18 protein-coding genes and 1 pseudogene are annotated in these 26,007 nt (G+C 48.3%); 7 read left to right on the top strand and 12 right to left on the bottom strand.

The genetic code is table 11. From position 1 onward, the window contains the following. Window positions 1–214: 214 nt before the first annotated feature. From KBW69_RS15155 to KBW69_RS15170, 4 genes are all read right to left on the bottom strand, one after another. Window positions 215–373: a hypothetical protein gene (locus KBW69_RS15155; RefSeq protein ID WP_257281404.1), complete on the bottom strand. Its 159-nt coding sequence runs from the start codon at window positions 371–373 to the stop codon at window positions 215–217. A 188-nt stretch (window positions 374–561) separates the two neighbouring features. Beyond that, the gene (locus KBW69_RS15160) at window positions 562–1,344 is read right to left on the bottom strand and encodes a hypothetical protein (RefSeq protein ID WP_257281405.1); all 783 of its coding nucleotides are present in this window, start codon (window positions 1,342–1,344) and stop codon (window positions 562–564) included. Between the two features lie 782 nt (window positions 1,345–2,126). Then, entirely contained in the window at window positions 2,127–3,053 is a 927-nt protein-coding gene (locus KBW69_RS15165) for a patatin-like phospholipase family protein (protein ID WP_257275058.1), read from the bottom strand. A 198-nt stretch (window positions 3,054–3,251) separates the two neighbouring features. After that, window positions 3,252–3,614 (bottom strand): hypothetical protein, encoded by a 363-nt coding sequence (locus KBW69_RS15170; protein ID WP_257275057.1) that lies wholly within the window; start codon window positions 3,612–3,614, stop codon window positions 3,252–3,254. A gap of 295 nt (window positions 3,615–3,909) precedes the next feature. Here KBW69_RS15170 and codA point away from each other — a divergent pair, with 295 nt between their 5' ends. Together codA and KBW69_RS15180 are read left to right on the top strand one after the other, a co-directional pair. Beyond that, a complete protein-coding gene (gene codA, locus KBW69_RS15175) occupies window positions 3,910–5,193 on the top strand; it encodes a cytosine deaminase (protein WP_257281406.1) in 1,284 nt (427 codons plus the stop codon). Between the two features lie 203 nt (window positions 5,194–5,396). Further along, window positions 5,397–6,206, top strand: coding sequence for an ion transporter (locus KBW69_RS15180; RefSeq protein WP_257274373.1), 810 nt, complete (start codon window positions 5,397–5,399; stop codon window positions 6,204–6,206). Window positions 6,207–6,249: 43 nt separating this feature from the next. Here the strand turns inward: KBW69_RS15180 and sthA are convergent, their stop codons facing one another. From sthA to KBW69_RS15210, 6 genes are all read right to left on the bottom strand, one after another. Next, window positions 6,250–7,644: a Si-specific NAD(P)(+) transhydrogenase gene (sthA, locus tag KBW69_RS15185; RefSeq protein WP_257274372.1), complete on the bottom strand. Its 1,395-nt coding sequence runs from the start codon at window positions 7,642–7,644 to the stop codon at window positions 6,250–6,252. A gap of 207 nt (window positions 7,645–7,851) precedes the next feature. Then, window positions 7,852–8,103: a (Na+)-NQR maturation NqrM gene (gene nqrM / locus KBW69_RS15190; protein ID WP_257274371.1), complete on the bottom strand. Its 252-nt coding sequence runs from the start codon at window positions 8,101–8,103 to the stop codon at window positions 7,852–7,854. Window positions 8,104–8,243: 140 nt separating this feature from the next. Then, window positions 8,244–9,401, bottom strand: coding sequence for an FAD:protein FMN transferase (locus KBW69_RS15195; RefSeq protein WP_257274370.1), 1,158 nt, complete (start codon window positions 9,399–9,401; stop codon window positions 8,244–8,246). A 113-nt stretch (window positions 9,402–9,514) separates the two neighbouring features. Further along, window positions 9,515–10,969, bottom strand: coding sequence for a hypothetical protein (locus KBW69_RS15200; protein WP_257281407.1), 1,455 nt, complete (start codon window positions 10,967–10,969; stop codon window positions 9,515–9,517). A gap of 278 nt (window positions 10,970–11,247) precedes the next feature. Continuing rightward, window positions 11,248–12,732 carry a hypothetical protein gene (locus KBW69_RS15205; RefSeq protein ID WP_257281408.1) on the bottom strand — a complete coding sequence of 495 codons (1,485 nt, stop codon included), beginning with the start codon at window positions 12,730–12,732 and terminating at the stop codon, window positions 11,248–11,250. Between the two features lie 143 nt (window positions 12,733–12,875). After that, window positions 12,876–13,523 carry a helix-turn-helix domain-containing protein gene (locus KBW69_RS15210; protein WP_257274367.1) on the bottom strand — a complete coding sequence of 216 codons (648 nt, stop codon included), beginning with the start codon at window positions 13,521–13,523 and terminating at the stop codon, window positions 12,876–12,878. Between the two features lie 287 nt (window positions 13,524–13,810). On the opposite strand from KBW69_RS15210, the gene KBW69_RS15215 reads away from it, so the two are divergent. The 3 genes from KBW69_RS15215 (at window position 13,811) to preA (ending at window position 17,990) form a co-directional block, all read left to right on the top strand. After that, window positions 13,811–15,181 carry a sodium:alanine symporter family protein gene (locus KBW69_RS15215; RefSeq protein ID WP_257274366.1) on the top strand — a complete coding sequence of 457 codons (1,371 nt, stop codon included), beginning with the start codon at window positions 13,811–13,813 and terminating at the stop codon, window positions 15,179–15,181. A gap of 210 nt (window positions 15,182–15,391) precedes the next feature. Continuing rightward, window positions 15,392–16,768, top strand: coding sequence for an NAD(P)-dependent oxidoreductase (locus KBW69_RS15220; RefSeq protein ID WP_257274365.1), 1,377 nt, complete (start codon window positions 15,392–15,394; stop codon window positions 16,766–16,768). Further along, window positions 16,755–17,990, top strand: a complete 1,236-nt coding sequence (gene preA, locus KBW69_RS15225; protein WP_257274364.1) for an NAD-dependent dihydropyrimidine dehydrogenase subunit PreA — start codon at window positions 16,755–16,757, stop codon at window positions 17,988–17,990. Before KBW69_RS15220 ends, preA begins: the two co-directional genes overlap by 14 nt. A gap of 66 nt (window positions 17,991–18,056) precedes the next feature. Here the strand turns inward: preA and KBW69_RS15230 are convergent. Together KBW69_RS15230 and KBW69_RS15235 are read right to left on the bottom strand one after the other, a co-directional pair. Then, a pseudogene (locus KBW69_RS15230) lies at window positions 18,057–19,585 on the bottom strand (IS3 family transposase). Window positions 19,586–19,794: 209 nt separating this feature from the next. Next, window positions 19,795–20,802 (bottom strand): hypothetical protein, encoded by a 1,008-nt coding sequence (locus KBW69_RS15235; protein ID WP_257281409.1) that lies wholly within the window; start codon window positions 20,800–20,802, stop codon window positions 19,795–19,797. 512 nt (window positions 20,803–21,314) lie between these two features. Between KBW69_RS15235 and KBW69_RS15240 the strand changes: the two genes are divergently transcribed. Together KBW69_RS15240 and gcvP are read left to right on the top strand one after the other, a co-directional pair. Then, window positions 21,315–22,694: an L-serine ammonia-lyase gene (locus KBW69_RS15240; protein WP_257274362.1), complete on the top strand. Its 1,380-nt coding sequence runs from the start codon at window positions 21,315–21,317 to the stop codon at window positions 22,692–22,694. 335 nt (window positions 22,695–23,029) lie between these two features. Then, window positions 23,030–25,936 carry an aminomethyl-transferring glycine dehydrogenase gene (gcvP, locus tag KBW69_RS15245; RefSeq protein ID WP_257281410.1) on the top strand — a complete coding sequence of 969 codons (2,907 nt, stop codon included), beginning with the start codon at window positions 23,030–23,032 and terminating at the stop codon, window positions 25,934–25,936. Window positions 25,937–26,007 lie beyond the last annotated feature (71 nt).

The raw sequence follows: 26,007 nt of genomic DNA on the forward strand, positions 1-26,007 counted from the left end.
GGAAGCCGTGAAACCAGAAACTGGCAATTACCGGCAGAGGTATGGCTTAACCCTGAGCGATCAGAGAATCAGCAGCATTGTGATTTAGCTGCATAAGTTGAGGCGACATCTACCTTGAAAGTTACCGCAATTGGTATAAGCAAAATTAAAAAGCCTAACACTAATTTAACCTACAGCGACGCGGTTGCTGCTTATTCAAGGGGCTTAGGCCCCGTTAGCTCTTTGAGCTATCGATACTGGCATACTTTTTCATTAGTTGCTCAGCTTGCTTTCGTACTTCTTCACACTCTTCATCAAAATCGCCCCAATCAAGGTCGCAATAACTGAGTGGAGCTAAGAATGTTTCTAAATTAATAATAATCTCAGTCTTCAAGTGACACCCTCTCATCAAACCGGTGTTTAAGAGTCATTGTTTGCGAAAGGTAAAAACAGCCTGACTCATTTACGATTACCACTTGACAGCTTAAAATTAGCACCTGACACCTAATAAAAAGGAAAGTCCCAATAACGAACTGTAGCCATTGGTTAGGTTGACTCCATCCAGTTTTTGTTGTTCTTCGATTATACAAAGTATGTTACTTTGTCAAAGTTATCGTTATTAATTAATTCACATAATTCAGCAAGATGCTCCCCAAAAAGAAGAGATTTTTTTCTCTTACAATCAAAATATCTTTGTATTGCTTGGGTATGCATCTCACTTTGTTGAGATGAAAAATCTTCTGCAATTTTTGCGCAATCATAATCGTCACAAGTGAATAAATGATAAAAATCTTTTCTAACCACTGCTAAATCGTCATTTTCGAAAAACACTCCACCCCACACGCCAAGTAAGATATCAATTATTTGCTGGTAGAGAGGTATTTCCCAACTGATCATATGGCTGTTCGATTCCATAAAAACATCAACTTTTTTTTCAAAGTATGCTACTGATAAATTTATTCTTATCAATTCAGCTGCAGTGCCAATTTCAATTTTGCTAAGTGTGTCCAGGCTTTTATACCAAGTTCTATATGCTCTTTTTGTTACATGTTTTAGTTCTTTAACTGTTGCTTTTTGAGAGAGTTCTGGCGATTCACTCAATGCATGCTGTATAGAATCAAAGAGTTTGGGCATTTTTTGAGTCGAGAATTGGTAATATAATTTATCCAACTGGTCTTTAGCATATAGATTACTAAATTGCAAAGCAACGCACGTACATAACAATTGAACAAGCTTCTTTATCATTTCTACATTCTCCTTAAAATGAGTTGCTTTTAAGGATATGCATGATTTGACACTTTTCAACCCAACACTTGCAGCAAAGATAACAAAGGCAGTGGCATGACTCTCAATAACTGAGAGCATTCACAAAAAGGCTGTTATGGCTTGATACTCCAGAGAAATGAAAGAGTCTGTTATCCAGAAGATGATAACCCCCCAATAATGCTTCCGTGGCTCAGCTTAAACGAGAAACCGACATTACTTACGCAACCTTGTTTACTTGGCGCAAACAGGCAAATGCGCAAGCTGTACCCGTGCCCGGTGATGGTAAGAATCCTCAGCAGTGGAGTGCTGAAAACAAGTTCGCGGTTCTGATGAAAACCGCCAACATGAACACAACGTAGCTATCCGAATACTGTCGCAAGAAGGGTCTCTACTCTGAAGACCTGTAGCAGTGAAAATCTGAATTTATCGCGGGCAGCACAAAGCCTGCTGAATCCCGTCAGGTTCAGGCCGCTGCCAGACGAGATGACAAGAAGCGTATCCAGAAACTGGAAAAAGAACTTAAACGCAAAGACAAGGTACTTGTTGAAAACACAGCACTGCTGGTTCTGACAAAAAAGGCAAACGCGATCTGGGGAGGGCGCGGGGACGATTGATCCCTCTCCCTGATCGCAAGGAAACCGTTGCTTTAATCCAGAGAGCTGTTTCACAGGGTGCACGTAAAGTGAAAGCCTGTACTGCGCTCACCTGGCGATACGCACGGTTCAGCGCTGGCAAAAAGATATAGAACAGGTGCGGGAAGATCACCGTCAATAAGCACACCCGCCAATGCCTGCCAACCAACTTTTTATGTCCTCAGACACCAGAAATAATCAGAAGCCATCCTGAAGTTCATTAAGCCTTAGTAATGTGTTGAGTTTTTATCACAAAGAGGAAGGCTCTGCCTCCACAAGAAGGTCGAGCCCAGCCCGATGACGGGATTCCCACTGATCCAGAGCTTCAATAGCCAATTGCCTACCCACAGCTGCAATCTCGTTAAAACGGTGAAATTCGTAGAATTGACAGATATTACGAGGCACGTTGACCAGGACGTCTGGCTGATAGCCCGCCATTTTGTATCGGGAAAGAGACTCCTGCATCACTTCCATGGATTGGTTGGAAATTTCCATCAGGCTCATGGAAGCACTGAGTTCATCTTGGGATTTCTTACTCTCATTAACACCTACAAGCTTGTCAATAAGACCGTCAAAAATGGATTTTTTGCCCTTTTCTCCCTCTTCAACCTCCTCATTTTTCTGAAAAGGATTAGCCAGCAGGTCAACAGCTACCACCATATCGGCCAGAGCTGACCCCGCAGGTGCCATTGGCAAAGGATTAAGCACGCCACCATCTACCAGCACCTGACCATGCATTTCTACTGGACTGAACAAAGAAGGAATGGCACATGAAGCACGAATAGCTGTCACCAGATCACCCCGCTGGAACCAGACTTCCTTGCGATTGGTCAAACTGGTAGCTACGGCTGTATAGGGAATCGGCAAGTCTTCTATTCGGCAGTCGCCGATAATGTCGCGCATGCGTTCAAACAGGCGATCACCCTTTATGACACCTGGACGCCCCAAAGAAATATCCAGCAAACGGATAATCTCGAACGAATCAAGGGTTTCTGCCCATTGACAATACTCATTCAGTTTACCCGTGGCCCAGAGACCACCGATCAGTGCGCCCATGGAAGCACCGGCTATTGCCGTAATTTTGTACCCTCTGGCTTCCAGCTCACGAATTACCCCGACATGGGCATAACCCCGGGCTCCACCACTGCCTAAGACCAGAGCTACTCTTTTTGTCATTGCTCTTGTGTCCTGTGAGTTGCTTGCGTTGGGCAATAGAATGAACCCTCTCAGACCTGAGGTCTATAGCACACTGATACTTTTCTCTTACTCGCAATAATGTTTAACGTGAATCAGCAGGATATGCCTCTGTGTCTCTACCTTTCCCTTGAGGAATGACCTGAATCTCAACCGATGACCGGATGGATGCCCTTTATATCATGCTTTTGCGGCCATTTTTAAATAATAAGTAGCTTTTGGCTGAACTACTAACTTCATTGTCAGCTTGATAGCGAATTCAGCACTTATTGCCACTGCTTTTACCTTTCGGTCAGGTAATCTTCCACAAGAATTAGCGGCAGCAGCCATGCTTTTAGAAATATTAACCAAGCCTCTGGCGGCGGATCGGAATGTTATGTCAGATACACTCTTTGATATTAAATTCTCTTCAACTTGACAGCTACTTACCTTTCGGGCTCGAAACCTTCCTGAGTCATCCTGGGTAGCAGTATTGACCGAGCAATCTGAGCTTGTTCTTAAATGGGCAGGCCAGTTTTGACCGCAAAGTTTTTCTAAGATCATATTAACATCCTTATCATAAGACTTTGCTTCAATACATTAACCATAGGGATTGGGTTCACATCTCACAATTAGATCAAAGTATTACCTCTCTGTAGGGAACAATTTCGAGACAAAGCTTGATATGAAAGGAGGAATAGGTGGCCGATAACTCTGAAGTCATGTTTATACAGGGGTTTGTTCTTGCAGAGGTACCTGGCAGGTATTGCTTTACTGTACGGTGTACTTGTAGCCTCTGACTGTCCTGTTTTATTCTAGAAAAACACCCTCTTCCAGTAAAAGCAGACTGAGGTAAATCATGCGTCTTGAAAATGTGCGCCTGCATCAACAGGAAGGTCTGTTTGATATCCTTTTTGATCAGGGTAAAATTCTCAGCATCACTGTCACTGGCACACAACGCCAGCCTGACACCGATAGTTTTGATGCCGGTGGTAAGCTGGCATTGCCCCCCTTCATTGATCCTCATGTCCATCTGGATACCTGCCTGACGGCAGGTGAACCGGTCTGGAATCGTAGCGGCACCCTGTTTGAGGGGATTCAGAACTGGTCTCAGCGCAAAAAAATACTGACACACGACGACGTCAGGCAACGAGCAAAAAAAGCACTGTCCTGGTATGTAGGCCAGGGCGTTCAGCACGTTCGCAGTCATGTCGATACTACCGACCCGGACCTCACTGCCGTTCATGCTTTGCTCGAGTTGAAAGAGGACGTTAAAGATCTCATTGACATCCAACTGGTCGCTTTTCCCCAAGAAGGAATCCCGTCTTTTCCTGAAGGTTCAGAGCTTCTCGAAGAAGCTATGAAACTCGGCTGCGACGCTGTAGGAGGCATTCCCCATTTTGAATACACCCGTGAATATGCTCTGAACTCTCTTAATACTGTCTTTGACCTTGCAGAAAAATACGACAGCCTGATCGATATTCACTGCGACGAAATAGACGACGAACAATCCCGGTTCGTAGAGACAGTGGCCTCTCTGGCACTGGAACGCAACATGGGGCAGCGTGTGACTGCCAGTCATACCACTGCAATGCATTCCTATAATAACGCCTATTTTGTGAAGCTGATGCGCCTGCTGAAACGTTCTGGCATCCACTTTATCGCCAACCCGGTGACCAATCTGAATCTTCAGGGGCGAATGGATACTTACCCGAAACGTCGCGGTATCACTCGCATTCCAGAGCTGCTTGAAGCGGGTATAAATGCTTGCTTCGGTCAGGACGACATTGTTGACCAATGGTTCCCGATGCAGGGCTGTAATATGCTGCAAGTGTTGTTTACGGGTCTGGTGGGTTGTCAAATGACAGGGCTGGACCAGATCAACCGGGGCATCGACCTGATTACCGGAAACAGCGCAAAATGCCTGAATATTCACGACCAATACGGTATTGAAGAAGGGAAACCCGGCAATTTGATTCTGTTGGACTCTGAGACAGTATTTGATGCCATCAGACGGCAGTCGGTGGTAACTCACTCTTTCCGTAACGGCCAGCTGATAGCAGAAACCAGACCTGCACAGACATCTGTCAAGGCAAATCAATCGCTGTCTGGCAATATCGATTATTCTTTTTGCCCTCAGTAAGCTTTTTACAGCCTCTCTTGGACGGCATTAGAGGTTGACTCTTCCCTCCCGGGACCAGCCTGCTGAAAAAATCATTTCCCCCTCTTGGGGACGTCATATTATTCACGTTAGAATGACCGCCTTAAAATGAAAACATAGCCCGGTGCAGTCTCACACTTTCGCACTTATGGCAGTCAACCGTCCTTTTTAGTCGTAACCAAACCATGAAAAACAGCGATTTACAGGCTCGCTTCAACGCCATACGCTCCAACAAGATATTTGAACTCTTTGTCGTCAGCATCATCATCTTCTCTGCCCTGGTTATTGGTGCAAAGACCTACAACCTGCCAACCTACCTCGAAAGCACTATCAGTGTGCTGGATGTCGGCATCACACTCTTTTTTCTAGTGGAGATACTGATCCGCTTTTTTGGGGAAGAGAACAAAAAGAATTTCTTCAAGTCCGGCTGGAATCTCTTTGATACCCTGATTGTGATCGTCAGCCTGATCCCGGTCAGCGATACCGAGATGGCTCTGGTGGGCCGATTGATCAGAATTTTCCGGGTGCTGCGGATGATTTCAGTTATCCCCGAGCTTCGACTGCTGCTGAACTCACTACTGAAAGCCCTGCCGCAACTGGGTTACGTCATGCTGCTGATGTTCATCATTTTTTATATCTATGCCGCTGTTGGCAGCACTTTCTTCCTGAATATCAACCCTGAACTCTGGGGTAATATTTCCGTCAGTATGCTAACCCTGTTCAGGGTTATGACTTTCGAAGACTGGACCGATGTCATGTACGAAACCATGACCGTCTATCCATTAAGTTGGGCTTACTATCTCAGTTTTATTTTCTTCACGACGTTCGCGTTTCTGAACATGATCATCGGCATTGTCGTCAATGTTCTGGAGGAAGAGCGTCAAAAAGTGCGTAGGGAAGAAGAAGCTGTAAAGAATAAGGGTCAACCTACCCTTGAAGACCTTGAGCAGCAGCTGAACGGAATCAAACTACTCCTGCAAAAGGAAAGCCACTGAATGAGCCGCTGCCAGACTGTTTAGTCTGGCAGGTTGGACGTGTTCAGAACAGACGGTTCAAACCATCCAAAGTAGCCACGCGGTAGGCTTCGGCCATAGTCGGGTAGTTAAATGTGGTGTTCAGGAAGTAGCGAATATTATTGGCCTCTCCCTTCTGGGACATCACCGCCTGACCAATGTGTACGATCTCGGATGCCTGGTCACCAAAGCAGTGAATACCCAGCACTTCGCCGGTATCGCGGTGGAACAGGATTTTCAGCATACCAACGGTTTCGCCGGTAATCTGGGCACGGGCCAGCCTTGAGAAGAAAGCTTTGCCCACTTCATAGGGCACAGCTGCGGCTGTCAGCTCTTCTTCGGTTTTACCCAGCGAGCTGATTTCCGGAATGGTATAGATACCGGTCGGTACTTCGTTGACAAAACGCCATTGACCGGCATGTTCAATATTACCTGCGGCAGACCTGCCCTGATCATAAGCGGCACTGGCGAGACTGGGCCAGCCAATTACATCACCCGCTGCGTAGATATGCTCGATCTCTGTCTGATAGTTCTCATTAACAGACAATTGCCCCCGACTGTTCGGCTTCAAACCTATCAGTTCAAGGCCCATGTCCTGAGTATTGCCCGTTCTGCCATTGGCCCACAGAAGAATATCTGCTTTCAGTTTCTTGCCTGACTTCAGGTGCATCACCACACCGTCATCCAGCATTTCTACTTTCTGGTATTCCTCATTGTGGCGAATGATGACGTTCATTTTCCTCAGCTGATAGCCCAGCGCATCGGAAATCTCTTTATCCAGGAAGGAGAGCAGACGATCACGGGTATCCACCAAATCCACCAACACACCCAGACCAGAGAAAATAGAGGCATACTCAGAACCAATAACACCGGCTCCGTAGATGATCATCCGGCGTGGAGTGGTGGTTAGCTGAAGAATGGAATCACTGTCGTAAATCCGTGGATGACGGAAGTTGACATCAGCAGGCTGGTAAGGACGGGAACCGGTGGCAATCAGGATATTGGTACCATGAAGCTTTTCGACATTGCCATTTTCCTGCTGAACCTCAATGGTATGTTCATCGACAAAGGAGGCATGACCAAAATAAAGATCAATCCGGTTTCGGGCATAATACAGGGTACGGGACTGCACCTGTTTCTGAATAACGCGTTCAGCCGTCTTCAGCACCTTGGGGAAGCTGAACCAGCGGGGCTCGCCAATCTCACGAAACATGGGATTGGTGTTGAAGTCCATGATCTGTTTGACAGAGTGCCGCAGAGACTTGGAAGGTATGGTGCCCAAGTGGGTACAGTTACCACCGACAAACGCATTCTGCTCAACGACCGCAACCTTCTTGCCCAGCTTGACAGCGTTCATTGCTGCGCCCTCACCCGCTGGCCCGGAACCCAATACAACCAGATCGTAGTGACTCACGCCCATCCTTTAACCCTCAAAGCGGTTCAGGCAGCATTGCAGCAGATCATTATCCGAGTATGCGGAGATCGATCGTACTGCAACGCTTCCTTATTTTTATTAATTTCCTCAAAGGCTGTTCATATTTTTTGAGGAACAGCCTCTCAACTTTCAACAGAGAAGCATCCGACCCTCTGTACTCTGAAACTCTGGTTTTTCCGGATATAACTTGAACTAAGTACCTGACTTCTTTACAGCCTTGTCGGCAGTCGCATCATAAAACAGATGCTCCATATCCTTATGTTGACCTTCAGAGAAAGGGTCGTTCTTATCCCCTCCGCCACAGATCATGCAGCCATCCTTGAGGCCAAGGTTACTCAAACCACCACAGGAGCCCTTGATCGGTTTGTTGGCAACAATGACACCAATGGCCATCAGGGCGATCAGTACCAGAAAGGTTCCAAATGTAATCAGCATCAGTGTCATGATATTACTCTCCTGACCAGAGGCCCGAATCTAAAAAAACAGTCTTGCTTATTCATCAAACATCTTGCGGGCACTGTTTTTAGCACAATAAGTGCGCTGTCGTTGGTAATGGCAGGTAAGGTCATCAATCCGGCCATTTCTCAATTCTGTTTTGGCAGATAGGGTTTAAATGCATCACTGCTAACTGCGTCAAAGCCTTTATCTGTATGATAGGTAAAGTAGGCCGCGATTCCCTCTCTGTTGGCCAGCTTCAGGCCTTCTTTATCACCCAAAACCATAAACAGGGTCGCCAGTGCATCAGCTTCTGCAACATTATCCTCAATCACAGCCACTTCTGCCAAACGCCCCATCTCAGGACGACCAGTTCGCGGATTAATCGTGTGGGAATACTTGTGGCCATCCACTTCAAAATAATTCAGATAGTCACCCGATGTTGCCATGGCTTTGTTTTCCAATTCAACAATCAGGGCAGGCTTACTATCGGTCATGGCTGGTCCACGGATACCCAGTTTCCAGAGAGAACCATCTGGTTTAGGGTCACCGACTTTGACCTCACCACCGATCTCAACCAGATAACTGTTAATGCCTTCTGAGTTGAGCAGATAAGCCACTTTATCGACACCGTAACCTTTGGCAATAGAGCTGAGATCGACAAAGACGTCTTTGGTTCGGGTCAGTAAATCGTTTCGGGTATCTGCTATAACTGCCTGATAACCCACTTTAGCTTGGGCTGCGGCAATCTCTTCATCAGAAGGCAACTTGGCCGGATAGTTATTTATCATCCATTCTATAAACTCCGGGGCTTGCTTATCAGCGGTACCAGACGATGCTTTTTTGCTTTGTGAGGGTTGCCTGCCAGCATCAGAAGGACCAAAGCCCCACAGATTGACCACTGGACCCACAGTCACATCGTAAGCACCATCCGACATGCGGGAAATCACCAGACTTTTTTCAACAAGATCCACCAGCTCATCGGAAGCTTTGAATGGCTTCCCGATTTCAGAGCGGTTGAATTGCATCAGTTCGGAATCTTCACGGTAAGTTGACATACTGTCATTAATCGCCTCCAGCAGCCCGTCAACCTGCTTTTTAACATTGTCTGTCGAATGGGAAAAAGGCCTTGAAACATAGGTAATAGTGTAAGTAGTACCCATGGTTTCACCCTTTATGTGCTTCAGGGTAGGGCGCAAAGACAAAGCATAAAAGCCAACAGCCAGAAGAATTAAGCCAATCAGCAGTGACCGCTTGTAGGATTTGGACAACAACCTGTTCTCTCCCGTTGAAGCTGGAAAAGCCATTCTGACACTTCCAGAATTCGTTCAAGGAGGCGCAGTGTACCACCGGGAGTGGTGAATCGTCATCCGTACAGAGCACCAGCGAGCGTTCTTATCTGAGCACGCCCTCAGCGCTGTCAGAGTTCATCCCTTGAATCAAGGAGATTCGGCTTCACAACGCCCTTTTCGTCCACCACATGGGTAGTAAAAGAATGGAAGTAGTTCAATCCGGTTAATGGATAGCTCAGCCCCTCCAGCTTGTCGGGGCGGGTGTAGCTTGCAGAAGCTTTTTCCCAATTGCATTGCCTGGGCACTATCCAGGCACCTTTTTTCCACGCTTCTCCAGAGGTCAGACCGGTATCGCATTGATAAACATACTGCCCAAAACCATTAAAGTCTGCTTCTGCAGAAAAGATGATGCCCTTTTTCATACTGATCATATGATGATGCGCATAGCGTTTTTTCTTATCTTCAGAGGCTGGCAGTAAATCAGAATGATCCTGAAAGTCATGGGTGACTCTGAATGTTTTGGGATAACCGTCTTCAAGCAAAGGAGGTTCCTTACCATCCAGTACTTTTGAGCTCACCGCTTTTCCCCAGGCACCAATATAAGCCATGCTTACCGGCTCTACAGGGTATCGAACAACGACCAACTGGTGATGCTTGCCCCTGAGCACCATTGACCGGGTATAAGGATCAACATTGAGGCCACTGAAGTCTCCCCTTAAAGAGGAGTTCTCGCCAACTACGTGTATTGCTAATAAATCGCTCGTCGTATAGCGGGTTTCACCAAACTGCACCAGACCATCCCCTTTCGCATTGATCGGTTCATCCTTTATATCAACCCAATGGCTGGCAGGTTCTCCACCCTCGAGGGCGAGACTTTGCAGGATAGCCCTGGAGTAATAACTCTGCGGTTTCTTCAGATTTCTTTGCATGACACCCAGGACATGGAAAGTTCCTTCTTTATCCTGATAAATATCTAAACCGGTCACGGGCTTGGAGTGATCAACCCCCTCTCGGCTATCCCCCATTGGAAGATAGCTTCCCCATCTCGAATTTACCCAAGCCGGAACCGTCACCAGTTGCTCCTTATCGATGTCGATGATAAAAAGATTTCCGTGCTGGGCGGCAAACAACCAGTTTTTTTTATAGCGCCGATTAAATTCGGCACTGTGGGCCAGATAAACAGGCGAGTTGGCATGAGGTAAGAGGTAACCAAGATTAGGTGATGGTGAAACTATCATGAAATCGAATTTTCCATGAGTCCCAATAAACACCCGACCGTTAGAACAACCAAAGGCAAACTGGTTGTTACCCAGAGGCTTATGAAATGTACTCAAACTGTGATGATGCGCCAAGGTTATGTTGGTCAGGGGAATATTGGTAAATTCATTCATCACACAGCCGGGAAGGTAATCATTAAAAACCGTTTTCCAGGCTTTGCTGCCTGCCGTGCTTTCAATAACAACGGCGTTGCCATCTCTATTGACAGCTCCGAGCTGAAATACCACGGTTTCCTCAGCATGTGAATTCAACGAGGATACCAGCGTGACAGACGACAAAATCAGGGCTTTAAGTGTCCGGATCATACAAACCTCCCTATCAGGGTAATAGTGTAACTACGAGTAAATGGCCTCTGAGTGTTTTGACTCAGTAAATTGCCAAGGGTTCAATGAAACGGACAAGTTTAGACAAACGGGCTTAGTACGCCACAGAGTGGAAAAGGCAAGAAAGGCAGGTCAGGCCGACCGGGCACAGACCGTCATTTTGAAGGCATCATCTTCTTGCCTGACAACTCGGTAGCCAGCAGTTCATGTTCATAGGTGACGGGATGTGGACGCCCCTGCCCTTTTCGGAGCTAGTCCTGTTAGAGTTCATCTCTTGGTCTAGGATGATTGGGATTAATAACGCTCGTTTTTTCCTCCACCTGAGCTATGAAGGGATGGATTTCGTCCATTACCCGGGTCGTGAAAGAATGATAGTAGTTTAATCCCGTTAATCGATAGTTCAGCCCCTCCAGCTTGTCGGGTCGGGTGAATCTGGCAGAAGCTTTTTCCCAATTGCATTGCCTGGGCTCTATCCAGGCACCTTTTTTCCAGGCTTCTCCAGAGGTCAGACCGGTATCGCATTGATAGACGTACTGACCAAAACCCTCGGAGTCTGCTTCTGCAGAAAAGATAATGCCTTTTTTCATACTGATCATATGATGGTGTGCATAACGTTTCTTCTTATCTTCAGTGACCGGCAGTAGATCAGAATCATACTTCAGGTCATGGGTGACTCTGAATGTCTTGGGATAACCATCTTTAAGCAGCGGAGGCTCTTTGCCATCCAGTTTTTTTGAGCTTACCGATTTTCCCCAGGCACCAGCGACATAACCCACATTTACCGGTTCTACAGGGTATCGAATAATGACCAGCTGGTGATACTTACCCCTTAGCACCATTGCCCGGGTATAAGGGTCAACATTGAGGCCACTGAGGTCTCCTCTTAAAGAGGAATTCGTACCAGGGTGGTGTATCCCATTTTCCACATCTGTTATAAACAGGGTTTCACCAAACTGTAACAGACCATCTCCTGCCTTGTTGATCGGTTCATCGTCTATTTCATGCCAATAGCTGTAGGGGATTCCATCTTTGAGCGTTACACGTTGCAGGAGCGCTCTGGAATAATGACTCTGCTTTTTCTCCAGTTTTCTTTGCATAACACCCAACACATGGAAAGTCCCTTTTTTGTCCTGGTAGATATCCAGCCCGGTCATGGGCATAGAGTAATCAACACCCATGCGGAAATCCCACATAGAGAGGTAGTTTCCTTCTACCCAGTCCGGAAACGTCACCAGCTGCCTCTTGTCGATATCGATAATAAACAGGTGTCCATGCTGGGCAGCAAACAACCAGTTTTTCTTGTAGCGCTGATTAAATTCGACACTGTGGGCGAGATAAACAGGTGAGTTGGCATAGGGTAAATTGAAGTAACCAAGATTAGGAGATGGAGAATTTACCGAGAAAGGCTCCTCTCCTTCGCCCCCAACAAACACCAAACCGTTAGAACAACCAAAAGCAAACCGGTTGTTTCCCAGGGGCATGTGAAAAGAACTCAGACTGTAACGATGAGCCATAGTTTTGCTGGTCAGGGGGATATTGGTAAATTCATTCATTACACAACCGGGAAGGTTGCCATTAAAAACCGTTTTCCAAGCCTTGCTACCTGGACTGCTTTCGATAACAACTGCGTTACCGTCGCTGTTGACCGCTCCAAGCTGAAACACCAATGTTTCCTTAGCCTGTGAATTCGGTGAGGAAAGCAGCGTGACAGATGAAAACAACAGGGCTTTAAGAGTCCGAATCATAAAAACCTCGAAATCAGGGCAATGGATGAAGCCATAAGCGCCAGGCACTTATGAAGTTTGACTCAACAAATTGCCAAGAGCTCAATGAAGCGGACAAGTTTAGACTAGCGGGCTGAATAAGCCACACATCAGGAAAGGCAAGGTCAGGCGGTCACCCAGAGAATAACGGCATCTTCCTCGCTGAGGGAAATCAGAGCATGCCCCATCTCGGCATCGTAATAGGTGCTATCACCCTCATTGAGCTCTACCGGTTGATAAAACTCTGTGTAGAGCATGATTTTGCCACTGAGAACCAGCAAAAATTCTTCACCCTCATGCCTGACCCAATCCTGATAATCCTCAAATGACCGGGCACAAACCGTCGTTTTGAAGGGCACCATCTTCTTGCCCGACAATTCAGTGGCCAGCAGTTCATGTTCGTAGGTGGTGGTGGGATGTGGACGCCCCTGCCCTTTTCGGGTGATGTCCCTGCGCCCGCTGGCTGCTTTCTTTTCTGCAGGCTGGGTGAACAACTGAGGAATATCAATACCCAGCCCTCTTACCAGTTTGGTTACAGCGGTGAAGGTGGGCGATATCTGCTCATTTTCTATCTTGGAGAGTGTTGATCGGGCGAGGCCAGTTTTCTGACTGGCTTCTTCCAGTGTCAGATTAAGACTCAGACGGATTTCCCGGACTCGCTGTCCCAGTTGCAACGGCTCAACAGCGTCCTCCCTGTGACTGCGGGAGATGATGACCGACTGTTTTTCCTTCTCTAAAAAGTGCGCCTGCTCTGATATTTCCTGCTCTGACATTTATAGTTATCTCGACATCCAGACGTGCTTGATACTATATAAGGTTCCCGAAAAAAGAAATAAGCTACCCGGAAATTAAACTCTCTAAAAAAGTGCCAAAGAACATTCAGCGTTGTATTTACTCAATTATTTCATTAAGTTAGGCGTACTGTCAGGATAAGAAACCTTAAAACTATCCGTCTCGTCCTGACCCTGATCATCTAACTGAACTGACACCCTTTGGCGTCACATAACAAAGAACCAAGAACAATAACAGAACAGCAAATAGCGTGGAGTAAAGTTTCAAAATGGAAACACTGACCGAAATCATCGGTGCCATTAATGGCGTCGTATGGGGACCCATGATGTTGGTCCTCATGCTGGGGGTAGGACTATTCCTGATGCTGGGCCTGCGACTGATGCCCATCCTGAAGCTGGGCACCGGCTTTAAGCTTCTCTGGCAAGGCCGCAGCGCCGAGTCCGGTGACTCCGGCGAAATCCCTCCCTTCCAGGCCCTGATGACTGCCCTTTCTGCCACCATCGGTACCGGTAACATTGCCGGTGTTGCCACTGCCGTCTTTATGGGGGGCCCCGGTGCGCTGTTCTGGATGTGGTGTACTGCTCTGGTGGGTATGGCAACCAAATTCTCAGAAGCCGTACTGGCCGTTAAATTCCGTGAGGTCGACGAAAACGGCAAGCACTACGGGGGCCCAATGTACTATATCAAAAATGGTCTGGGTTCGCGCTGGACGTGGCTGGGCACCGCCTTCGCTATTTTCGGTGCCATTGCCGGCTTCGGCATCGGCAACACCGTTCAGTCCAACTCGGTGGCTGACGTTCTGCATAGTAACTTCAACCTGCCTCCTGTGGTGACCGGTTTTATTCTGATGTTCCTGGTGGGTGCTGTCCTGATTGGCGGCATCCGTCGTATCGGTGCGGTTGCCAGTACTCTGGTTCCCCTGATGGCCACTGCCTATCTGGTGGCTGGTCTGGTTGTTCTGGCTATCAATGCTGATCAAATTCCTGCCGCCCTCAGCCTGGTCTTCACGCACGCCTTTACGCCTACTGCGGCTACCGGCGGTTTTGCAGGCGCTGCGGTATGGGCCGCCATTCGTTTTGGTGTCGCTCGCGGTGTGTTCTCTAACGAAGCCGGTCTGGGTTCTGCGCCTATCGCTCATGCGGCAGCCAAAACCAACGACCCGGTTCGTCAGGGACTGATTGCCATGCTGGGTACTTTCCTGGACACTATCATTGTCTGTTCCATCACCGGTCTGGTCATCATAACTTCCGGTGCCTGGACTTCGGGGGCGACCGGTGCCGCGCTGACTTCTGCCGCTTTTGCTGAAGCACTGCCGGGGGTCGGTAATTACGTGGTTGCCATATCTCTTGCCATCTTTGCCTTTACGACCATTCTGGGCTGGAGCTTCTACGGCGAGCGTTGCGTAGTATTCCTGATGGGTCCAAGAGCCGTGAAAGCCTACCGTTTCCTTTGGATCGTAGCGGTTCCAGTGGGCGCTACTGTCAGCCTGGATTTCATCTGGCTCGTAGCTGACACTATGAACGCTATGATGGCTATTCCCAACCTGATTGCCCTGGCACTGCTTAGCCCGGTGGTATTCAGGCTGGTGCGTGAATACTTTGGCAAGCAATCTGAAACATCAGAGGCAGTCACTGACTAAAAAGAGCTCTAACCAGCTCCAACGAAGGTGCAAACAGATCTACCATCTGTTTGCACCTCTCTTCATCACCCTCTCGTCATTAAGTACTTCACTCCTTGCCCAAACCCTGATAAATATTCAGAGAGCCATAAAAAAGCACTACCCGCCTGCCCTGTCACTGCTAATATTCCAGAAACCTGTCGTTTCAGTTAGTGGTCAGGAGTCTTTTTTATGGCCAGTAAAGATATCAGGAACCATCGAATGTCTGACGAGGTTTATCAGGAGAATTTTTCTGATATCAAGCCTCCACTGTCGTTTTATCAGTCCAGACTGGAAGCAGGTCGCTGCCTCTATTGTCATGATGCCCCCTGCATCTCTGCCTGCCCGACAGGTATTAACATTCCCTCGTTTATCCATCGAATCGCTGATCAAAATGTGGACGGTGCTGCCCAGGTTATTCTGGAAGAAAACATTCTCGGGGGGAGCTGTGCCCGGGTTTGTCCAACAGAAGTCCTTTGTGAGCAGGCCTGCGTTCGCAATCACCCGCCAGAATGTAAACCCGTAATGATAGGCCGCTTGCAAAGGTTCGCTATTGACCATCGGCAGACAGCTGCTCACCCATTTATCCGCGCGCAGACAACAGGCCGAAGCGTCGCGGTTGTGGGTGCAGGTCCTGCCGGCCTGGCCTGCGCACACAAGTTGGCCAGACTGGGGCATGACATCACCGTATTCGATGCTCATAGCAAACCCGGCGGGCTCAATGAGTACGGCATAGCTGCTTACAAACTGGTAGAGGACTACGCCCAGAAGGAAATCAGATTCATTTTCGAAATCGGTGGTATAACCCTTGAAGCAGGCAGCAGAATCAATCTTGGCCACCAGCTTGCCGACCTGTCTGTTCAGTTTGATGCGGTCTTTCTTGGCATTGGACTGGAGTCTGCGAAATCCCTTGGGCTGCCTGATGAGCCATCCGAAGGCGTTGAGGAAGCCCTTGGAGCCATCAAAACGCTTCGTCAGACCAAAAACCTGGCTGAGCTGCCAGTGGCTTCAAGGGTGGTTGTGATCGGCGGTGGTAATACAGCCATTGATATAGCCTGCCAAATGCGCCGGTTGGGAGCAGAAGAAGTCACACTCGCTTATCGAAGAGGTATTCAACAGATGTCAGCGACCCATCATGAACAGTTATTCGCAAAAGAAAACGGTGTTCGCATTATTCCCTGGATGAAACCCACAGGCTTTGAATCAAAAGCCGGGCAATTACGTGGCGTTCGTTTTGTGAGAACAGCAGAGGCTCCTACTGGCGAGTTGATTGAAACCGGCGAGCAAATAACGATGACTGCCGACCGGGCATACAAGGCCATTGGCCAGACCATAACAGCGGACAGTTTTGCTTACGGAAAACTGGCCCTTAGCAAGAATGGAAAAATCAGGGTGAACGATCAATTCAGGACATCTATCAGTAATGTCTGGGCAGGAGGTGACTGTGTCGATAAAGGGGAGGATCTCACTGTCCATGCGGTTCAGCATGGCAAACTGGCTGCTCAAGCTATCCATCAGTTCCTGCAACCGCCCGAAGTACAGGTAGAACAAGGCGATGGCAGACCTTAGCTGCGAGTTTCTCGGGATTCAGTCTCCCAATCCATTCTGGTTAGCTTCAGCGCCACCCACGGATAAGGCATACAACATTTGCCGGGCATTTTCTGCAGGCTGGGGAGGAGCTGTCTGGAAAACTCTGGGCGAAGATCCGCCACCAGCCAATGTTTGCTCAAGGTATTCCGCTCATCGGGATACTCATGGGCGGATTCTGGGCATCAACAACATTGAACTGATTTCTGATCGACCGTTACAAGTTAACCTGGATGAAATCAAACAAACCAAGAAAGACTGGCCCGACCGGGCTTTAGTTGTCTCCCTGATGGTGCCCTGTAAAGAAGAGAGCTGGAAACGTATTCTCAACCAGGTTGAAGCCACTGACTGTGACGGTGTCGAACTCAATTTTGGTTGCCCCCACGGCATGCCGGAGCTGGGCATGGGAGCGGCTGTAGGGCAAGTACCCGAACTCATTACTAAAGTCACGCGATGGTGTAAACAACATACACGACTGCCGGTTATCGTTAAGCTGACGCCTAATGTCACCGATATTGTCCAGACAGCCATTGCCGCTCAGGCAGGTGGCGCGAATGCTGTCTCACTGATCAATACCATTAACTCCATTACCAGCATCAATCTTGATACCATGGTTGGCTATCCACCCGTAGGCAATCATTGCACCAGCGGCGGTTATTGCGGCGAGGCCGTAAAGCCTATTGCCCTGAACATGGTGGGGCAACTGGCACGGCACGATGAGACAGCCAAACTCAGTGTATCCGCTATGGGCGGCATCACGACCTGGAGAGATGCTGCAGAATACCTGTCATTGGGGGCAACAACCCTGCAGGTATGCACAGCGGTGATGCTGAATGGATTTAAGATCATTGATGAGCTGGTAGACGGACTCTCAAGATGGATGGATCAGAAAGGTTACCGGACACTGTCTGAATTTCGTGGGGCAGCGGTTGCCAGCCTGACTGACTGGAACAAACTGGATCTGACCTATAAAAGTGTTGCTCACATTGACCAGAGCCATTGTATCCAGTGTGGCCGTTGTTTTGCCGCTTGTGAAGATACTGAACATCAGGCTATAGCCTTTCAAACATCTGATGATGGAAAAGACCGGACGTTTGAAGTCATTACGGGGGAGTGTGTGGGTTGCAATCTATGTCAGATCACCTGTCCAGTTGAGGGGTGTATCACGATGATTAATCCTCCCGGGTCCAATCCAGAACTATAAATTGGCAAAGATCACTCAACTAGCCTGGGTGGTGTTTTTCAAGGTAGTTGTCCCGATGACCAAGTTTTAGGCTGCTATTTTGATACAGTCAGCAGCCCCTGATTCCCGTTCCGGGTTTAACGCAACAGAACCAACTGGTTCCCAGTTCCTGCACTTGCCAGACCAACGCAACGGATTTTTCTCACGTGCTTTCTTGTACACCCGTTTTCGCTGCTCCAGTATCGCTTTGTCACATCCATCATGACGCTGTTCTGGTGTCACAAAGCGAATAGAGCTATGGCGGTGCTCTTGGTTGTAAAACCTGACAAACGACAGCATCCAATTTCTGCTTTCTTCCAGTGTCAGAAAACCTTGGGACGGCCATTGCGGACAATACTTCAATGTCTTAAATACGGACTCTGCAAAAGCGTTATCATTACTCACTCTTGGTCGGCTATGCGACGGTATGATGCCAAGGTCTGCCAGTTTTGATTGGAATGTATGCGACGTCATTGGTGCTCCGTTGTCAGAGTGCAGAACCATCGGCTTGTTAACACATCGCTCAGCGACTACAGCCCTGTTAATCAAGCTACTAGCCAGTTCCCCTGACTCTTTGTCGTGTACTTCCCACGCAACAATTTTACGGCTGTATATATCCAGGATGAGGTATAGATACCAAAACTGACCGCGCACCTTCGACGGAAAGTAGCTAATGTCCCAACACCACACTTGGCTAGGGCCAGAAGCTACATACGTGGTCGGCTTACTGCTTTTTGATCGCCTCTTTGATCGTCCTCTATGATGATGCTGGTCATGTTTTTTTAGTACCCGGTAGAAGCTCGATTCTGAAGCAATATATTCACCCTTATCTGCCAGCATCGGCACAATTTGCGAGGGTGGCAAGCTGGCATTTTCTGGCTTATTGCATACTGTCAGAATACGCTGCTCCTCCTCTTCTGTCAGCTTATTAGACGGTGATAATCGTAAGGCTCCAGGCCGTTTGTCAGGAATTACCTGGCCCGTGTTGTCACGCCACCGATTCAATCTCTTTAAAGACACCAGTAGTTGTTCTGCAGCCTTCCAGCGGGGCGCCCCGTTTGCTGTGGCCTCATCAAACCATGTCAGCAATTTCAGGCGTTCATCAAGGGGAGTCAGTTGTCCTCGTTGTCTATCCCGTAGAAGGCATCGAGCTTTTTTGACAGCACCAAAAGAGCAGCAGTTTCGGCTAATGCCTTATCTTTACGGCGAAGCTCGCTCTCAAGTTTCAGAATACGCTTTCGATCCTGTTGAGCTTGTTTTTTCTCTTGTCTGGCCTATTGTCCAGACTGATCTGCACCAGAAATACAGGCTTGCTTCCACTCGTGCACCTGTTACGGGTAAAGCCCTTTTTTACGGCAATACTCGCTCAGCTCTGCTTCAGAAAGTGCGGCAGTTTCAACGACTACGGCAAAGCGGGCTTCAGCAGACCACTGCTCTGAATTATGTTCATTCCCTGGCACGGGCAACCCTTTATCTCTTAACTGTCTGCGCCAATTGTACAGGGTCTGCTCGCTAATGCCTTCTTCTTTGGCAACGTCAGGAACAGAGCGATTGAGGGGTGGTAAAAGCTTTTTCAATACAGCGGCTTTACGTTCTTCAGAATAACTAGCAGCCTGTCGGACTTAAGCGTCCGTAGCGAGGATTGCAAGAAATTGAGGATAAAAATTTCTGCTTCTGAGGAGAATAGCGAGCTATTTGACGAAGAAGCAGGAATTTTTAGACCAATTTATTGCAACCGCAGTAGGACAGCCTTAAGTCCGACAGGCTGCTAGGCACTATAACCTGTCTACCGCCCCCGCTGTTTTATTAGTTGGTTGATTATTAACGGGGACAACAATCCTGACACAGTGGGTGGGTGGTAGGTATATGTAGTAAACGATTGACGTGCACCAAACGTTTGTCTCACCAAATCATCTTCTTTCACAAAGTCTAATGGAATCTTACTTTCTTCAACAGAGTTACGCGGCAATCGTAGCTTTCCTTTTGGAGCCAAACAAGCCCTTACTGCTAAAAAGTACTCATCTGAAAATCTCATAAAGTTACATAAAGGACCTTCATCTCTTATTTCATCGTATTTTTTATTGAGTGTTCTTAGAAATTCAGTTGCCCTTTTGTCTCCCCACTGCAGTAAAACATCAGGTTTAAGGCTTGCTATTATATCCAAAGTATCATGACCTGAATGACCTGAATGACCGGAATGATGATCACCAAGATCATGACCACAGCCAAGTATTAAAACAGAATGTTTTTCTGGGTGCAGCCCATTTAAAATTACAACACCATATTTTTTGTGGATATTATCAAGCTCTTCATCTGTTACTGATGTTTTTAAATCTAGTTTTTTATTTTTCAAATGAAGTTCAATAAAGTAATCCAGTTCATCATAAGCATCCAGAGAAAGTCGAGATTTTATTCTTTGAGCTTCGACTTTTGCTGATGGAGACTCCCCTCCGGAAGGGCATGTGTACAAAGGATTATCTATGTCATTCATTGAACTAAAGATCAGGTTGGCAATTTTTAAACCAGTTTTTTGAGAATCTTCACCGACGAACATTACACCCTTTTCAGTCAACTTTTTCTGTGTAATATGCAAATCCTGGTTTTTTGAATTATCAGGTAGATCCTTTACGTCAATCTTTCTTCTTTTAATATCCATACCAAAAGCTGCTATGCCTTCGCTAGCAGGTATTTTTTTTGTTTGAATCCTTTTAGTTTTACCAACATCCTGGTCTTCATCAGTTAAAGAACCACCCGCTTTGTTAATTGAAGATGGTTTTTTTCCTGGTATATCCATGTTTACTCTTTGTATCAATGTTAAGGTGAACCCACTGTCAAGACAGCAAATCAACGAGTCTGAGTTAAGTCCTGACAATCATCGAAAACTCCTCATGCAAAGTGAATTGCCTTCGGTGCGTTGTAATCCAACGACTGATGCACTCACTCTAGTAAATCGTCCAATCCTCCCTAAAGCTTAGAAACCGTCAAAAACAGTAGCTGTCCTTTCCACTGACTGAACTGGACAGCGGCAACCTGATGCTCACTGGCCAGCCGATTAAATTATAGTCTTGTCACCCCTTCAGGGTTCCAGTGCTACCATTGTACCTTCGTCACATCAACCCATTTGTTTCCAATAGGAAACAAATGGGTTGATGTGAAACATCCAAATTTGCTACTCTGCCAATACTCTGAATATCTGTTGGACTTCTTAAAATCATACGATTCGGGACTTATCGAAGAACAACATTGGTTTCTGTCAACCCAGTATCGTCAGGAGCCTAACCGATAGTAATACAAGCGGGGCGAACCATGGGACTGAGCATTTTCGACCTTTTTAAAATTGGCATCGGGCCTTCGTCTTCACATACAGTAGGCCCCATGGTGGCAGCCAACCGTTTTCTGGATGAACTCCACTCAAATCAGCACTTCGAGCAGGCACACCGTATAAAGGCCGACCTCTACGGCTCTCTGGCCATGACCGGAGAAGGGCACGCCACCGATGTTGCCGTCCTTCTTGGGCTCATGGGGGAGCACCCTGATAGAGTCAACCCTGATAAAGTGCACGAATACGTCTCTGATATAAAGGACAACAACCGACTGGAGCTGGGTGGAATCAGGGCCATTTCATTTCATTTCGACACTGATCTGCAATTTCATTTTGGAAACTCCCTGCCCAATCACCCCAATGGCATGTCACTGACAGCTCTGGATGCCAATGGGCAGATTCTTTATAAAAACCAATATTACTCGGTCGGTGGCGGTTTTGTTCTCAACGAACAGGAAGCTTCTTCCAATCTATCAACCAACCTGCAGTCTGCTCCCATTCCTTTCCCTTTTGAAAAGGGTCTGGACCTACTGGACCACGGCAAAAAAAGTGGTTTATCCATTGCCGAGCTGGTACTTGAAAACGAAAAACATCTGGGGCGCAGCCAGAATATTCCCAAGGATCTGATGGCCATCTGGCAGGTGATGGATCAATGTATCCAGCGCGGTTGCGAGCAAACCGGAAAATTGCCCGGAGGATTGGATGTTGACCGTCGTGCCAATGACATACACAAACGCCTGATCAACAAACCAAAAGATCAGTGGGATGACCTGCAAAGCATGGACTGGGTGAGTCTTTTTGCCCTGGCCGTGAATGAAGAGAATGCAGCGGGTGGTCGGGTCGTCACCGCACCCACTAACGGTGCTGCGGGAGTTATTCCAGCGGTTCTGGCTTATTATGATCGCTTTGTTCCCGGCAGTTCTGATCAGGGTATTCAGACTTTTCTGGCTACTGCTGCGGCCATCGGTATGTTGTACAAAAAGAACGCCTCCATTTCAGCCGCTGAAGTCGGCTGTCAGGGAGAGATCGGGGTAGCCTGCTCTATGGCAGCGGGAGCACTCTGCGCCGTTTTGGGCGGTACTAATGAACAGATAGAAAATGCAGCAGAAATTGGCATGGAACATAACCTTGGGCTGACCTGTGACCCGGTTGGAGGTCTGGTTCAGGTGCCATGCATAGAGCGAAACACTATGGGTGCAGTCAAGGCCATTAACGCGGCACGACTCGCCTTACAGGGTACCGGCCAGCATCGGGTCTCACTGGACAGCGTGATAGAAACCATGCACCAGACTGGCCTGGACATGCAGGATAAGTACAAGGAAACCGCCACCGGCGGACTGGCAGTCAATGTTGTCGTGTGCTGAGACTCGTGACAGATGCCAATAAAACCAAAAATAATCAGCACAAATACCCAGGATGCTCCGTATAACTAGGAGGCTGACCGAGAATAGCGCCCGTAGCGAGGACGGCAGAAAATTGAGGATGAAAATTCGGTTTTGTGAGGAGAATAGCGAGCTATTTGACGAACAAAAGCGGATTTTCAGACCAATTTGCTGCCGCCGCAGTAGGGCAGTCTATTCTCGGTCAGCCTCCTAGGAGCACACCCATGGGAGCATGGGCCGAGAGCTACGGTTCAGGTGTTTTTAGACCATCACAGGGCTGTCCCATCCACCGACAGCCGTCAGAGAAAGGTAGAAACATGGCTGTTGATAAACAGGCACTCAGCGCTCTGGAACAGAGCAACGCATTTACCGGCCGTCACATTGGCCCGGATCAGGCTCAGCAACAGGCAATGCTGTCCGAACTGAAACTGGAGTCACTGTCTGATCTGATTGAACAGACCGTTCCCAAAGCTATTCGCCCAAACGTTACCTCTGGAGAGAGCCCTCTGGCTGTAGCAGCGGGCAAAACAGAAGTTCAGGCGCTGGAATACCTGCGTGCACTAGCCGACCAGAACAAGGTGAACAAGTCTTACATCGGTATGGGTTACTACAACACCCACATTCCAAACGTTATCCTCAGAAACGTTCTGGAAAACCCCGGCTGGTACACCGCCTACACCCCTTATCAACCCGAAATCTCCCAGGGCCGTCTGGAAGCTCTGCTGAATTTCCAGCAAATGGTTATGGACCTGACCGGCATGGAAGTCGCCAACGCTTCCCTGCTGGACGAAGCCACCGCTGCTGCTGAAGCCATGGCGCTTTGCTTCAGATCAAGCCGTAGCAAGAATCCGATATTCTTTGTTGCTGACGACGTTCACCCACAAACCATCGACGTCATCAAAACCCGTGCTGAGCACATGGGTATCCGGGTAGAAGTCGGCAATCCCGTTACTGATCTGGAAAAACACGACATCTTCGGTGTACAGCTGCAATACCCTGGCACTTACGGACAGATTACCGATGTTGCCAGCATCGTCGCCAAAGCCAAAGAGCAAAAAGCCATGGTGTCTGTCGCCACTGACCTGATGGCTCTGATGCTGCTGAAATCACCCGGCGAACTGGGGGCTGACATTGCCCTGGGCAGCAGCCAGCGGTTTGGTGTTCCCATGGGCTTTGGTGGTCCTCACGCTGCTTTCTTCGCTGCCAGTGAAAAACTGAAGCGCTCCATTCCGGGTCGCATTATCGGTGTCTCCATCGACCGCCGTGGCAACCAGGCTTATCGCATGGCGATGCAGACCCGTGAGCAGCATATCCGTCGTGAAAAAGCGACGTCCAACATCTGTACTGCCCAGGCTCTGCTGGCCAACATTGCTGCGTTCTATGCCGTTTACCACGGGCCACAGGGTCTAAAAACCATTGCCGAGCGCATCCACCGTCTGACCACTATTCTGCACAAAGGCCTGACGACTCTCGGTGTTCAGTGCAACAACACCTTCTTTGATACTCTGACCCTGAAAGTAGGCAGTCAGCAAGAAGCGATCTATAACCGTGCCCTTGAAGCCGGTTGCAACCTGCGTCGCATCAGCTTCGATCAACTGGGTATCAGCATTGATGAGACCACAACAGCGGAAGACATCACGCAGCTCTTCAATGTCATTCTGGGACAGGGTCAGGATCTGGATATCCAGACCATCGACAGTCAGATTGCAGTGTCCGGCCTCAAAGACGAACATCGTCGTACTGATGCCGTCCTGACTCACCCGACCTTCAACAGCTATCATTCCGAAACCGATATGATGCGCTACCTGAAGCGTCTGGAGAACAAGGATTACTCCCTGACCCACGGCATGATTCCTCTGGGCTCCTGCACCATGAAACTGAATGCCGCCGCTGAAATGATTCCGGTGTCCTGGCCTGAATTTGCCAACATCCACCCGTTTGCGCCCAGAGATCAGGTCAAGGGTTATATGACCATGATCAACGAACTGGAAGCGGCACTGGAAGAAATCACCGGTTACGACAAAATCTCCATGCAGCCCAATTCCGGAGCCCAGGGAGAATACGCCGGTCTGCTGGCCATTCGTAACTATCAGGAAGCCAATGACCAGGCACACAGAAATATCTGCCTGATCCCCTCTTCTGCTCACGGCACCAACCCGGCTTCTGCCGCTATGGTCGGCATGAAAGTGGTCGTCGTTGACTGTGACGAGAATGGTAACGTGGATGTTGCCGATCTTCAGGCCAAAGCAGAACAGCACAGTGATAACCTGTCCTGCCTGATGGTCACCTACCCTTCCACCCACGGTGTTTATGAAGAAGAGATTCGCAATATCTGCGACATCGTCCACGAACACGGGGGTCAGGTCTACATGGATGGTGCCAACATGAATGCCCTGGTTGGTATTGCCAAACCCGGCAAGTTCGGCTCCGACGTTTCGCATCTGAACCTGCATAAAACCTTCGCCATTCCTCACGGTGGCGGCGGTCCCGGCATGGGCCCCATTGGTGTCAGAAGCCACCTGGCGCCTTACCTGCCAAACCACTGCGTCAGCCCGATTGAAGGTGATAACGAAGGCATGGGGGCAGTATCAGCAGCGCCATTTGGCAGCGCCTCCATCCTGCCCATCAGTTATCTGTACATTGTCATGTTGGGACAGCAGGGCCTGCAGCAATCCAGTGAAGTCGCCATTCTCAACGCCAACTACATGGCTGACAAGCTGGCTGCTCACTACGACGTACTTTATCGTGGCCGCAACAACAAGGTGGCTCATGAGTGCATTATCGATATTCGTCCGATCAAAGAAGCCTGCGGTGTCACTGAAGAAGACATTGCCAAGCGACTGATGGATTACGGTTTCCATGCACCAACTATGTCCTTCCCGGTTGCCGGCACTCTGATGATTGAGCCGACCGAATCCGAATCCAAAGACGAGATCGATCGTTTCGTGAGTGCCATGATTGCCATTCGCAAAGAAGTTCGCAAGGTACAGGAAGGCGAATGGCCTGCCGAAGACAACCCGCTGTGCAATGCTCCGCACACCATGGCAGATCTGGTAGACAGCGAGTGGAGCCACCCTTACACACGTGAAGAAGCCGTCTTCCCGCTTAAAAGCTCTATCAATGGCAAGTATTGGCCCACTGCCAACCGTATCGACAATGTCTACGGCGATCGTAACTTTATCTGCTCCTGCCCGTCTATCGAAAGCTATCGAGAAAAAGACTAACGTCGTCTGAGAACCAGCATTAAACCGGGGAAACTGCTTCCCCGGTTTCTACACTATTTCAGGGAGTCTTT

The sequence above is a fragment of the Endozoicomonas sp. ISHI1 genome (assembly GCF_024606225.1).
Classification (GTDB): Bacteria; Pseudomonadota; Gammaproteobacteria; order Pseudomonadales; family Endozoicomonadaceae; genus Endozoicomonas_A.